This is a genomic window from Staphylococcus sp. AntiMn-1 (assembly GCF_001663395.1).
In the GTDB taxonomy this organism is placed as follows: domain Bacteria; phylum Bacillota; class Bacilli; order Staphylococcales; family Staphylococcaceae; genus Staphylococcus; species Staphylococcus equorum.
Genome location: NZ_CP012968.1, coordinates 2,393,234 through 2,407,237, shown reverse-complemented (window position 1 = coordinate 2,407,237; position 14,004 = coordinate 2,393,234). Strand labels below are relative to the sequence as shown.

12 protein-coding genes are annotated in these 14,004 nt (G+C 35.3%); all 12 read right to left on the bottom strand.

The features are described from left to right. Positions 1 to 129 precede the first annotated feature (129 nt). Positions 130 to 783: a nitrate respiration regulation response regulator NreC gene (gene nreC, locus AOB58_RS11540; protein ID WP_002506810.1), complete on the bottom strand. Its 654-nt coding sequence runs from the start codon at positions 781 to 783 to the stop codon at positions 130 to 132. A 21-nt stretch (positions 784 to 804) separates the two neighbouring features. Next, the gene (locus AOB58_RS11535; RefSeq protein WP_021338510.1) at positions 805 to 1,839 is read right to left on the bottom strand and encodes a sensor histidine kinase; all 1,035 of its coding nucleotides are present in this window, start codon (positions 1,837 to 1,839) and stop codon (positions 805 to 807) included. Between the two features lie 8 nt (positions 1,840 to 1,847). Next, entirely contained in the window at positions 1,848 to 2,300 is a 453-nt protein-coding gene (nreA, locus tag AOB58_RS11530; RefSeq protein ID WP_021338511.1) for a nitrate respiration regulation accessory nitrate sensor NreA, read from the bottom strand. A gap of 14 nt (positions 2,301 to 2,314) precedes the next feature. Beyond that, the gene (gene narI / locus AOB58_RS11525) at positions 2,315 to 2,992 is read right to left on the bottom strand and encodes a respiratory nitrate reductase subunit gamma (RefSeq protein ID WP_002506807.1); all 678 of its coding nucleotides are present in this window, start codon (positions 2,990 to 2,992) and stop codon (positions 2,315 to 2,317) included. After that, positions 2,985 to 3,560, bottom strand: a complete 576-nt coding sequence (narJ, locus tag AOB58_RS11520; RefSeq protein WP_021338512.1) for a nitrate reductase molybdenum cofactor assembly chaperone — start codon at positions 3,558 to 3,560, stop codon at positions 2,985 to 2,987. The genes narI and narJ overlap by 8 nt, the downstream gene beginning before the upstream one ends. After that, positions 3,553 to 5,121 (bottom strand): nitrate reductase subunit beta, encoded by a 1,569-nt coding sequence (gene narH, locus AOB58_RS11515; protein WP_021338513.1) that lies wholly within the window; start codon positions 5,119 to 5,121, stop codon positions 3,553 to 3,555. Before narH ends, narJ begins: the two co-directional genes overlap by 8 nt. Then, positions 5,111 to 8,794 carry a nitrate reductase subunit alpha gene (locus AOB58_RS11510; protein WP_021338514.1) on the bottom strand — a complete coding sequence of 1,228 codons (3,684 nt, stop codon included), beginning with the start codon at positions 8,792 to 8,794 and terminating at the stop codon, positions 5,111 to 5,113. Before AOB58_RS11510 ends, narH begins: the two co-directional genes overlap by 11 nt. A gap of 277 nt (positions 8,795 to 9,071) precedes the next feature. Then, entirely contained in the window at positions 9,072 to 10,019 is a 948-nt protein-coding gene (cobA, locus tag AOB58_RS11505) for a uroporphyrinogen-III C-methyltransferase (protein ID WP_046465911.1), read from the bottom strand. Then, the gene (gene nirD, locus AOB58_RS11500; RefSeq protein ID WP_002506802.1) at positions 10,010 to 10,324 is read right to left on the bottom strand and encodes a nitrite reductase small subunit NirD; all 315 of its coding nucleotides are present in this window, start codon (positions 10,322 to 10,324) and stop codon (positions 10,010 to 10,012) included. The genes cobA and nirD overlap by 10 nt, the downstream gene beginning before the upstream one ends. A gap of 2 nt (positions 10,325 to 10,326) precedes the next feature. Next, entirely contained in the window at positions 10,327 to 12,732 is a 2,406-nt protein-coding gene (nirB, locus tag AOB58_RS11495) for a nitrite reductase large subunit NirB (RefSeq protein WP_064783459.1), read from the bottom strand. Next, complete coding sequence (locus AOB58_RS11490; protein ID WP_002506800.1) at positions 12,725 to 13,189, bottom strand: precorrin-2 dehydrogenase/sirohydrochlorin ferrochelatase family protein; 465 nt, start codon at positions 13,187 to 13,189, stop codon at positions 12,725 to 12,727. The genes nirB and AOB58_RS11490 overlap by 8 nt, the downstream gene beginning before the upstream one ends. Then, entirely contained in the window at positions 13,158 to 13,910 is a 753-nt protein-coding gene (locus AOB58_RS11485) for a sirohydrochlorin chelatase (RefSeq protein ID WP_064783458.1), read from the bottom strand. Before AOB58_RS11485 ends, AOB58_RS11490 begins: the two co-directional genes overlap by 32 nt. Positions 13,911 to 14,004: the final 94 nt, after the last annotated feature.

Below are 14,004 nucleotides of genomic sequence, written 5' to 3'. Positions count from 1 at the left end.
TATTATTACTTTATATTTTGGTTTCACAGCACAGTAAAAAAATCTTTTATAAAAAAAGTTAGCACGAAAAAATGACTGAATAGAACAATCATTTTTCGCGCTAACACTATATTGATGAATCTATCTGATTTAAAAGTCGACTAGTTTTTTCTTCATTGCATATTCAACTAATTCAGGTTTTGTTTTTAAGTCTAGTTTTTGCATGATATGTGTTTTATGTGCTTCCACCGTTTTGACAGAGACGAATAACTTTTGAGCGATGTCTTTATTGCCATATCCCTTTGCAATTAAAGGCAAAATCTCGATTTCTCTTTTAGATAAAATTTTAAATGGATCATTACTCGCTTGAGTATCTTGAAACGAATTGTTAACGAATTCGTTTACTAGCGATGTTGTGAGTTTCATATCTACGTAAGTTTCACCTTGGTAAACGGTTCTTATAGCCAATAAAAGCTGTTCATCTGGAGCATTTTTTAAAATGTAGCCTTTTGCGCCATTCCTTAATACATGAAATAAATATTCCTCATCGTCAAACATCGTTAATATCAATATCTTTGTTTCTGGAAAACTCTCAGATATCTTACTTGTTGCAATAAGCCCTGATTCACCCGGTGGCATGCTTAAGTCCATAATTAAAACATCTGGCTTGTATTCCATTACTTTCTGGTACGCTTCTACACCATCAGCTGCCGTCCCAACGACTTCCATATCTTCTTGATAGTTTAAAATCATAGAAAATCCTGTGCGCACAACAGCATGATCATCTGCTATCACTATTCTCAAAATTAATTTCTCCTTATTCCCTTATATTGGAACTTCTAATGTAACGATAGTACCTCTATCAATCTGTGTATCTATACTTACTTCTGCATTAACGAGTTCTGCGCGTTCATTCATACCATAAAGTCCTAACCCGGTACCTTGTGGTTGATCTGTTTTAATAAAGCCTTTGCCTCTATCTATAATTTCTGCAATTAATTTATAGTCGTTTACATGCAAATCAATATCAACAGTATCTACACCAGCATATTTTATTGCGTTAAACAATGCCTCTTGAACAACACGATATACGACTGTTTCAATCTCACTATCAAAGCGATGTGAAGCTAGATTAGAGTGATATTCTATGCGTATGCCATAATTGGCTTCAACTTGTTTGAAATAGGTTTTAAATGCTGCATCTAAACCTAGATCATCCAAGGATGACGGCCGCAATTCAACAGATAAATTACGAATATCATCTATCAATTTGGACATTAATCCTTCTATTCGCTTAGAATTATCTACCAAAGTTTGCATTTCTCTATGGTATTTCAGCAGCCGTAATTCCACATCGATGTTTAACATTTCTTGTACGAGACTGTCATGCAATTCACGTGATATTCTTTTTCTTTCATTTTCTTGTGCAGATATCGTTTTTTGCATCATTTTTCGCTGATACATCTTGTCATGACGCTCTATTTGAGGTGAAACATTTTGTAATGTAAATGCTTTAATATCTTTTGTTTCATCAATAGTTTGATATGTCGCTGTAAAAGGTTCAACTTTACCACGCGTCGTTTTCATAAATACTTGAAAACTTGTATTTCCAACTGAATCAGCTTCTAAAAAGCAATTTGTACATGATTGTAAATCATATTCATTTGTATACCCATCACAGCGACTACATATCGTATTAGTCATTTCTTGGTAGTCATTATCCGGTGAAATAATATCATGCGCTGCTTTATTCATCGCTATCACTTGACCATATTTATCAACAAATACTATTTTTTCAGTTGTATTATTAAAATATTGAACTAACAATTGGTCTATATTTTCCACTTGATTCGTTTTCATAAAATCACCTAGTCTTCTTCATTAAAAACACCCAATTTATTTACGATTGAAATAGAGTGACATGTTTGAGGTAGTGGTCTATTATTTCTTTGACCTAATAATAGCACACCATAAACGTAATTTTCATACCATAATGGTATTGCCATCACTGCTGTTAGCCGTTCACATAATATTATTGGATATTTGTGTTTTTCGCTCGGTAAGAGAAATTGATTGATATCTTCTATCACCATTCGCTTACCTGTTTTCATCACATTTCCTGCAATCCCTTTACCTATTCTAAGCACAATAAGTTTATAGCGAGAATTGGTACTTCCAGATACATAATTCCATTTTATCGGTGACAATTGGTTTTCATCTTTGTAAAATGCCAATCCTGCAAAATCAAAACCTTCTTCAATACGTAGCGTGTCTAAAACGGCTTGATAATTCACTTGTTCATTAAAAGATAATAGGCTCAATCTTTCGCCTCCATTCACACTTTATGCTTTCGATAAATAATGTAACTACGGCTCACATAAGTTAGTGGTACACTCCACACATGAACTAATCTAGTAAACGGCCAAAAAGCCATAATCACAAATCCTAGAAGTATATGCATCTTAAACGCGAGTGGTACATGCGTCATTAATGTAGCATCAGGTGAAAACATAAATAGTTGTCTAAACCATATTGAAATTGTCTCTCTATAATCAAATGTTGGTATCGTTGCATTTGTTACTAAAGTAGCATAGCAGCCCATAAAAACAATAATTAGAAGTAAAAAATTCACAATAATATCTGAGGCAGAACTCAATTTTCTAATGTTCTTTTTAGTTACACGGCGTGCGGTTAGCAACAACATACCTATCATAGTTATTATACCAAATATACTCCCAATATACACTGCTCCTATATGATACAAGTGATCATTAACACCGACTGCTGATAACCAAGATGCAGGTATAACTAAGCCTACAAAATGCCCCATAGCTACGGGAATTATGCCTAAATGGAACATGAGACTGCCCCATTTCAATTGTTTCTTTTCAATAAATTCACTAGATTTAGCAGTCCATGAAAATTTATCAAATTTATATCGTGCGATGTGCCCAATTAAAAAAATAGCTACGCAAAGATAAGGTACAATCACCCATAGAAATTGATTAAACATTTGTCTTCACCTCTGATACAGGTTCGATGCACGCTTTCAAAGTAGCTCTTAATCCTTTGATTAAGTAATAATATGGGCTATCTTTTTCTTTTAATTGTTGTGCCATCGCATAAGTACCATCTTCAATAATCATGATGATAAATTCAATATTTCCTTGTGCGCGTGAATCATTTTGCCATTGTGCGACATATAAAAACTCTAGCATTAAAGGTAAATAATCTGGCAATTCATTGGCTGCCATTTCCAATCCAAACATCTCATATAATACTTTTAATTTAGCGAGTAACTGTCCACGTTCCTTTTGTGTATCAAATTTATTATAAGTCATATAAAGTGGTGCCTTTTTATTAAAATCAAATGTGTCTGAATACAATTGTTTAATTTCTAACAGGCTGAGTTCATGCAACTTTTCACGATAAATTAATAAATCATCAAACGCTGGATGTCCCAAATCAATAACTTCTTCAAATGTTTTCGGATGAAATGTCAATTTTTCAGGAAATTCCAACTGTTGAGCTAAGTAACCAAAAGTTTCTTGATAATAATAATACTGCGTTAGATTAATCACGGAAAATCCCTCCATAGAAATTTTCGTTGTATATCTCTTGTCCTGATTTTTCAGATGCTGTACCCACAGGAACACCACATCCTTCACAATTAGAACCGAAGTATTCTCCACCATAACCTTGGCTACCTTGAGCACGATACGTATCTATATAGTCTTCTTTATGAGATGTTGGAATTACAAAGCGATCCTCATATTTCGCTATAGCTAACAAACGATACATATCTTTTGTTTGGCGTTCAGTTAATCCAAGTCTTGATAATTTATCAGTATCAAATGGTTTGTTTGTCACTTCTGCACGCATATAACTTCTCATAATTGCCATACGTTGTAACGCTATTTTAATTGATTCTGTATCTCCAGCAGTAAATAAATTTGCTAAATATTGAATTGGTAATCTCATTTCTTCAATTGCTGGGAATATCATATCAGGATTTCTATTTGCATCTGTTGCCGTTTGTCCTTCAAAATAACTCATAATTGGACTCAATGGTGGACAATACCAAACCATTGGCATAGTGCGATATTCAGGATGCAATGGAAACGCAAGTTTATATTCAATAGCGAGTTTGTAAACTGGTGAATTTTGAGCTGCCTCAATCCATTCCATTGAAACACCATCTTTTTGTGCTTGTTCAATCACTGATTCATCATATGGATTTAAGAATAAATCGAGTTGTTTTTCATATAAATCTTGTTCTTTTTCTGCACTAGCCGCTTCTTCAACTCTGTCGGCATCGTATAGTAAAACACCTAAATATCTCATACGACCAGTACACGTTTCAGAACATACTGTAGGCGTGCCTGCTTCAATACGTGGGAAACAAAATGTACACTTCTCTGCTTTATTGGTTTTCCAGTTAAAATAAACTTTTTTATATGGGCAACCTGTCATACAATATCTCCAACCACGACAAGCCTCTTGATCGACTAGCACAATACCATCTTCGTCTCGTTTATACATTGCACCAGAAGGACATGAAGCAACACAACTCGGGTTCAAACAATGCTCGCATAATCTTGGTAGATACATCATAAAGGTTTCATCGAATTTAAATTTAATATCTTCTTCAATACGTTGAATATTAGGGTCTTCTGGTCCAGTAACGTGCCCCCCTGCTAAATCATCTTCCCAGTTAGGTCCCCAATTCAAATCTAATTTCTCACCTGATATTAGAGAATGTGCTTTAGCGACTGGCGAATGATTACCTGCTTTAGCTGTCGTAAGGTGTTCATAATTATAAGTCCACGGCTCATAGTAATCTTTAATCACTGGCATATCAGGATTATAAAATATTTTCCCTAATGCTATTTTTGACCATTTACTACCAGATTTAAGTTCTAGTTTTCCTTTTTTATTTAAGTACCATCCACCTTTATACTGTTCTTGGTCTTCCCATCTTTTGGGGTAGCCAATACCTGGCTTAGTTTCTACATTGTTAAACCACATATATTCAGCTCCGGGTCGGTTTGTCCATGTACTCTTACAAGTGACACTACAAGTATGACAACCTATACATTTATCTAAGTTTAATACCATTGCGATCTGTGCTTTAATCTTCAAGCCAGTCAACCTCCTTCAGTTTTCTAACAGCTACATAAACATCTCTTTGATTTCCAATAGGACCATAATAATTAAAGTGATAACTGATTTGTGCATAACCACCTACAAGTTGTGTTGGCTTTAAATGTATTCGTGTTGGTGCATTATGAGAACCACCTCTTGTTTCTGTAATTTCAGAACCTGGAGTTTCAATATGCTTATCTTGAGCGTGATACATAAACATCGTTCCTCTTGGCATACGGTGTGACACAACTGCTCGAGCAGTTACTACTCCGTTTCTGTTGTAAACTTCTAACCATTGATTGTCTGCAATATCATGTGCTTTTGCATCCTCTTTTGAAATCCAAACCGTTGGACCACCTCTAAACAGTGTCAACATATGTTGGTTGTCTTGATAAGTAGAATGGATATTCCATTTACCATGTGGGGTTAAGTAGCGTAATACGAGTGTTTGATCATCCATCGAGACATGCTTATCCCTTGTCCCAAATACCATTGGCGGTAAAGTTGGTTTATAGACAGGTAAGTTTTCTCCAAATTGTTGGAATATTTCATGATCAATATAATAACTTTGACGTCCTGTTAATGTTCTAAATGGTACTAAACGTTCAATATTTGTTGTAAAAGGTGAATAACGCTGTCCATTTTTATTTGAACCAGGAAACACTGCAGTTGGAATAACTTCTCTTGGTTGGGCCGTCATATTTAAAAACGTTATTTTTTCTGATGCACGTTCACTAGAAATATCTTTTAATGGCATGCCTGTTTGTTGTTCTAAATCTTCATAAGATTTTTGTGATAATTTGCCATTTGTAGCTGAAGATAAATTCAATACAGCATCTGCTGCACGTCTTGCAGTATCTATTCTAGGTCTACCGTTTCTCACTGAATCTTCTTTGTCATCATTCCAAGTACCGACCATATGTTTCAGCTCTTCATATTGTTCTGACACTGTAAAACTCACACCATGAGCACCCACTTTAGCTTTTTCTAATAAAGGCCCGAGTGTGACATATTTATCAAATATTTTTGTATAATCTCTATCAACAACTGTGAAGCTTGGCATTGTCTTACCAGGAATAGCTTCTACTTCACCTTTAGTCCAGTCTTTTACAATACCGTTCACATTCGATATTTCTTGTTGCGTATCATGAGCTAAAGGTGTAGTTACGACATCTTTGTATACGCCTGTAAGGTGTTTTTTCGCAGTTTCTGACACTTCTTTACTTAACGATTTGAAAATATCCCAATCTGAACGTGATTCCCATAAAGGATCAATCGCCGGATTAAATGGATGTACAAAAGGATGCATATCCGTAGATGATAAGTCATGCTTCTCATACCATGTCGCAGCTGGCAAGACAATGTCTGAGTAAAGTGGTGTCGAAGTCATTCTAAAATCTAGTGACACAAGTAAATCTAACTTGCCTTCAGTGTCATCTCTCCATTGAATCTCTTCTGGTTTCACTTCTTCATTCGGTTCTGCCAATAGTCCAGACTTTGCACCGAGTAAATGTTTCATAAAATACTCTTGCCCTTTCGCAGAACTAGATATTAAATTAGAACGCCAGAGGAATAACGTTTTAGGATGATTCTTTTTCAAATCAGGATCTTCAATCGCAAACTCTGTATCTCTCGATTTCACAGAATCTACTGCACGTTTTAAAATCGCTTCATTATTAAATTCATTTGCCTCTCTTGCTGCTTCACCAAATGACAAACTATTTTTATTAAATTGTGGATACGAAGGCAACCAACCTAATCTGGCTGCTAGCACATTATAATCTGCTGGATGTTGGTGCTTAATATTCTCAGCTAATGGGGATTTTATACTATCCACATTAGATTCTTCATATTTCCACTGATCTGTCGCAAAATAGAACCAACTCGTGCCATTTTGTAATCTTGGTGGTCCTTGCCAATCTTTGGCGAATGCAAGTGTATTCCACCCTTCAATGGGTCTACATTTTTCTTGGCCAACATAATGCGCCCATCCGCCACCATTCACACCTTGACAGCCACATAGTAATACTAAATTCAAGATAGAACGGTATATCGTATCTGAGTTAAACCAATGGTTAATACCTGCACCCATAATGATCATCGATTTACCCTTTGTATCAATTGCATTTTGCGCAAATTCACGTGCCACTTGCGTAACCACATCTTGTTTCACACCTGTCACTTTTTCTTGCCATGCAGGTGTATAATATGAATTTGCATCTTTATAGTCCTTCGCTTCTAATTCATGATTAAATCTTTTTATGCCATATTGACTTGTCATTAAATCATAAACTGTCGTTATATATTGTTCTTTTCCATTTGCTAGAGTAATTTTTTTAACCGCAATTGGTCGTTCAAAAATACCATTGCCCTCATTATTGAAATATGGAAATTGTATTTTTTCTAATTCAAAATGATCTTCTGCAAGACTCAGTGCCGGGTCAATTTTACTACCGTCTTCATTTTCTAATTTTAAATTCCATTGTTTATCTTTTTCCCAACGTTGTCCCATTGTGCCATTTGGAACCGTTAAGTTCTGGGTGATTTTATCAAAAATGACAGGCTTCCATTCACTATGCTCTACTGTTTCGCCTAAGTCATTTGCTCTTAAGAAACGACCTGCTTTAAAACCATTTTCATCTTTATCTAACATGATAATAAATGGCATATCCGTATATTGTTTTGAATAATTTATAAAATGCGCATTGGGTTGATTAACGTAATGTTCTTGCAGTATGACATGCGTCATCGCTTGGGCAAGTGCTGCATCAGAACCAGGATGTGGTGCTAACCAATTGTCTGCAAATTTCACATTCTCTGCATAATCAGGTGCAATTGACACCACTTTCGTTCCTTTATATCGAACTTCAGTCATAAAGTGTGCGTCTGGGGTACGAGTCATCGGTACATTAGAACCCCACATCATAATGTAAGATGCGTTATACCAATCACTTGATTCAGGCACGTCGGTTTGTTCACCCCAAATTTGAGGTGAAGCAGGTGGTAAATCTGCATACCAATCATAAAAACTCAGCATTTCTCCACCAAGTAAACTCACAAATCGTGCACCAGAAGCATAACTCAACATAGACATAGCAGGTATCGGGGTAAAACCAGCTATTCTATCTGGACCAAATTTTTTGATAGTATAAATAATTTGAGCAGATATGAGTTTCCCTACGTCTTTCCAATTCGTTCTCACTAATCCACCTTTGCCTCGTGCTTGTTTATATAATTTTGCTTTTTCCTCATCTTCTACGATAGATGCCCAAGCTTCTATCGTATTATTATCATGAGTTTCTAGGGCTTCTACCCAAAGTTCCCACAACTTTTTACGGATATATGGATACCGAATTCTTAAAGGACTATATTCATACCAAGAAAATGAAGCACCACGTGGGCAACCTCTAGGTTCAAATTCAGGCATATCAGGCCCACAACTTGGATAGTCTGTTTGTTGATTTTCCCATGTAATCACACCATTTTTAACAAATACTTTCCATGAGCAAGAACCTGTGCAATTCACACCATGAGTCGTTCTAACTACTTTGTCATGACTCCATCTTTCTCTATACATTTTCTCCCATTCCCGACTCTTACTTTCTAAGACCGACCAGTCACCATTAAATTTTTCTGTCGGCTTAAAAAAGCTTAATCCAAATTTTTTCATTGAAAACACCCTCTCAGATCATTGCCAGTAAAATTTTTAAAGTAGGATTCTATGGTTCACTTCATTCACTGCTTAACTAAATTGTACATTTTTTCACAAATTTCAAATATTAGGGAATCACCTAATAAGCGGTGGAAATACCCTTAGTTTTTAAGTACACACTCATGAGCAAAAGTAATTTAATGTCCTATAAATATAAAAAAGATGATCTCTATTCACTACAATAGAAATCATCTTTTTTATACTTTGGGGTTATCAATTATCTTCTGAAATCATCTTATTTTATATCCTTAGAGTGAATTTTCTCATCAAAATGCTGCATTAATTGTTGTTCTATAAACAACTGTTGGCTGTGATGAAGTTCATGCTTTTCATCAGGGTTAATTAAGCACCATCCACCGTTTTCATAGATATCAAATGCTTGCTCAATTGCCTGTAAACGGGGTCCAGAAATTAAATGTTTCTTACTAGTACATTTTTTCAAGGTGCTTTTAATATTTTCATAAGCTGCCATATCACCTACAATCACTATGCCAGGTGATATTTGTTCTAAATCATCAGAAACCTGCTCCGCAATTGTAGTTACCGTACCTATGATGTGTTTTTCATTAAAAGAAGAAACATTAAATATGAGCAATACTGGATAATCTACTTGTATAGTCTGATATATATCATTCATAATTTCACTCAACCGCTTCACACCCATATAAATAGCTAACGTCCCCCCGTTTATAAGTGCTGTAACATCAACTTGCTGCTGACTATTTTTATTCAGATGCCCTGTCGTAAAAGTGACACTTTGGGCGACATTACGAATTGTTAATCCTAAACCTACTGAGGCCACAGCAGCACTCGCTGTTGTAATACCTGGTACAACTTCAAAATCAATACCGGCTTGTGACAATGTAACAACCTCTTCATGGACTCTACCAAAAATTGCAGGATCCCCACCCTTTAATCTAACAACACATTTATGGTGCTTTGCAGCTGAAATTAATTTTTCATTTATAACTTTTTGTTGAATATGCTTACGGTATGCTTCCTTACCCACATTTATTATTTCAATTTCTGGTCTTACTAATTGTAAAATGAACGGATTGACTAATCTGTCATACAAAATGATATCTGCACTTCGAATAAGACGCTCGGCCTTTCTTGTTAATAATTCAGGCTGCCCAGGTCCAGCACCTACGAGATATACCTTGCCATAAGTGTTTAATGGCATATATATACAGCTCCATTATGAATTTCTACATCGTAAACATCCACACATCCAGTATCTGGTGACTGAACGAGTCCCGTTTTCAAATCTATTTTTTGATCATGCAAAGGACAATATACAAATTCACCGCTTACCGTACCTTCTGAAAGTGGTCCCTGTTTATGAGGACATACATTATGAACTGCGTGTATTTCACCTGATTCTGTTAAAAATAAACCAATTTCGATATCGTTTATGATTACCTTTTTGCCAACTAAAGGAACAAGCTCATCGACCGTTGCTACTTTTATTTTTTCTAATGCTTTCATAATTAAACTTTCTCCACTTCAAATATTTTTTGTGCTACTTCATTATTTATAATGTGTGACCATGGTTCAGCTTCTATAGCTTTTTTCGCTTCCAAAATACGATTGAACAAATCGTCTTGTCTTTCTTGATTTAATAAAACTGCTTTAACTTTTTCAAAACCTAATCGCTGTATCCACGGTGCAGTACGTTCTGCATAAATACCAGTCTCTCTGTAATATTGCATCATCGCACCACATAATTTAATGACCTCATCTTCTGTTTCAACGGTAGTTAAATGTAAACCCTCTGTTACGTCCGTACCGCCATTGCCCCCAATATAAATTTGAAAGCCATTTTCAACGCTGATAACACCAAAGTCTTTAACACCAGATTCTACACAGCTTCTTGGACAACCAGAGACACCCATTTTAAACTTATGTGGCGTGTCGATGTATTCGAATGTCTTTTCTAAACGAATACCTAATTGCGTAGTATATTGCGTACCAAATCGGCAAAATTCCTTACCTACACAACTTTTAACTGAGCGTGTCTTTTTCGCATATGCTGAAGCTGAACGCATACCTAAATCTGACCATATTTGTGGTAGTAATTCTTTTTTAACACCATACAACCCTATACGTTGAGAACCTGTCACTTTCACTAATGGCACATCATATTTTTTAGCAACTTCTCCTAACCGAATTAACTGATCTGCATTCGTAACACCACCGCGCATTTGGGGAATCACAGAAAATGTACCGTCATTTTGAATGTTGGCATGATAGCGTTCATTTGCAAAACGTGACTCAATTTCATCATTATGCTCAAATGGATAAACCATATTCAAATAATAATTAATAGCTGGTCTACACTTTGGACAACCCGACTTATCATTAAAATTGAGTGCATAGCGTACTTCCTTAGACGTTTTCAATCCTTTTGCTCTTATCTGAGTAACAATTTGATCACGCGTGAGCTCAGTACATGCACATATACCAGATGGTTTAGAAGCAACAAAATCATCACCTAATGTATACTCTAAAATCTGACCAATTTGCCCTTTACACTTACCACATGAATTGCCAGCTTTTGTTTCTTTTGTGACTGCTTCTACACTAGTAAGACCATGCTCATTAATTGCACTCACAATCTTTCCTTTGCTGACACCATTGCATCCACAAACTGTCTCATCATCTGACATGTCGGCAATACTTATTTCACTCGTTTCTCCGCCTTTATGCATAAGTGAAACCATCGTGTAATCCTCTAATGGTTCTTGTTTTTTCATCATATTAAAAAATCTTGGACCATCATCAATATCTCCATATAAGACTGCTCCGACAATACTTTCATCTTTTAGAAACACTTTCTTATAATGTTTATTAACACTGTCAAAAACCTCTACACCTTGGATATCTATATCTTCTTTAATTTGACCAGCACTATATAAATCACAACCCGAAACTTTTAAAGAAGTAAATGTTGTGGAACCTCTATAGCCTTCTGTTTCTCGACCGGTTAAATGGTCTGCCAATACTTTACCCTGCTCATATAATGGCGCAACTAATCCATATACTTTACCATTGTGTTCTGCACATTCACCAACTGCAAAAATAGCTTCATCACTCGTTTGCATATAATCATTAACGACAATGCCTCTATTCACTTTTAAGCCACTTGACTGCGCAACTTGTGTATACGGTCGAATACCAACTGCCATGACCACTAAATCTGCTGCTAATGTTGTACCATCCGCTAACAAAACACCGGTAACATCTTCTTGTCCAAGTATTTCTTGTGTACTTGCCTGCAATTTAAAGTGCATTCCTTGTGCTTCTAAATCTGCTTTCAACATATCTGCAGCCTTTTTATCTAATTGCATTTCCATAAGCCATTCAGCAAGATGTACCACAGTAACTTCCATACCTTGATCCATTAATCCACGTGCACATTCTAATCCCAGCAAACCACCGCCGATTACGATAGCACGCTGCTTTGTTTTAGCAATTTCAATCATACGCTCAGTGTCTTCAATCGTTCTCCAACCTATTACACTCGATAAAGATGCACCTGGTATAGGTAATACAAAGGCACTCGAACCAGTAGCAAATATACAAATATCATAATTACATCTAAGGCCATCAGCTGTAATCACTTGTTTAAGTTCTCGATTAACCTCTACTACTGGATCATTTGTAATAAGCTGAATATCATTGTCTTTATACCACTCAAATGGATTCATAATGGTCTCATCCACTGTCATCTTTTTCTGCAATATATTTGATAACATAATTCGATTGTAATTTGGATATGGTTCCTTACCTATAATCGTTATGTTATATTGCTGTGCATCACGTTCTAATATTTCTTCAATCGTGCGTATGCCCGCCATGCCATTACCAATCATTACTAACTGCTTTTTAGACATTGTCTTCCTCCTCATACTCTTCATTTAAAAATGCTTGTACCGCTTTTGATAGTTGTTTCACTCCGCTACGATTTGTACCATTTGATCTAAAATGAATACTTATGTCTTTGTATTTTATTTCGCACATGTTGTAAAAATCAGATTGCGCTTTATCACCTATATGGTTAACAAGTTGATAACGCTTAGCATCTTGCTTAATTAGATGATTAACATCTTCGTCATCTGTTGCAGCAAAAATAATATCCGCATATTTAATATCTTCGCTGTCATAGCACTTCGTAAACAACTTCATTTTAGGATATTCAATTTCAAAAAATTCCGGTAAAAATTTTTTGCTTATAATAACTAGCGACTGTATGTCTTCCTTAATAAGCTGTTGTACTTTTCTGTACGCAACTTTACCTGCGCCAATCACTACAACACGCTTATCTGACAAGTTGAGTTGAATTGGATACACATTCAAACACCTCTAATTGTTTAATTCTTTCTGTAATCATCGTTGAGAGCAAAGGGTCAAAATTAATAGCTGCTGTATAATGTATATTACAACCATCATTCATTTGTGCTATATGATGTTTTGCTTTGTTTACCAAAAAGCCGTCATAGAAAAATATGGGTACAATCAATATGTCTGTATTATTTTTTAAATAGTGCAGTAAGTTAAAGCGATAATTGTAGTCACCATATAATGTCATCATAGAAATAGGTATTTCAAACACGTCACAGTCTTGAGTTAACTGCCATAAAGCAATATCAGGATGAGGATAACGTTCGCTGCCATGAGCCATTAAAATAATGTGCTGTATTTTAGGATGACTTTTAACTTTATATAAAATTTTCTGTTTAACTAGCGTTGTCATTAATTTATGTGTGCCAAGTGGCTCAGCAATTTTATATTTAATATGTGGATATTTATTCTCATAAAGTTTTAAAATCATAGGAATATCTTCTAAATAATGCTTTGCTGGAAAAAGTAAAAGTGGAATGATATTAAAACTTTTAGTACCCTGTTGAATACGTGTGTCTAGTACTTGTTCAAGACTTTGATTTTTACTTTCTAAGAAAGCAATATGATAATCACGTACGTTACGACTTACCAATTGCTCCAAAAAATGATGAAGTAATTCATTTTGTTTCCCTTTATTCATGCCATGAACAACAAGTATAAAATCAGTCATATGATCCCCCTTTTCTTTACACTTGCATTGTAATATAAATTCAGTTGCTTTTGTGAATTAAATCACATGAAAGTTTAAAAATAGGGAATCCCCT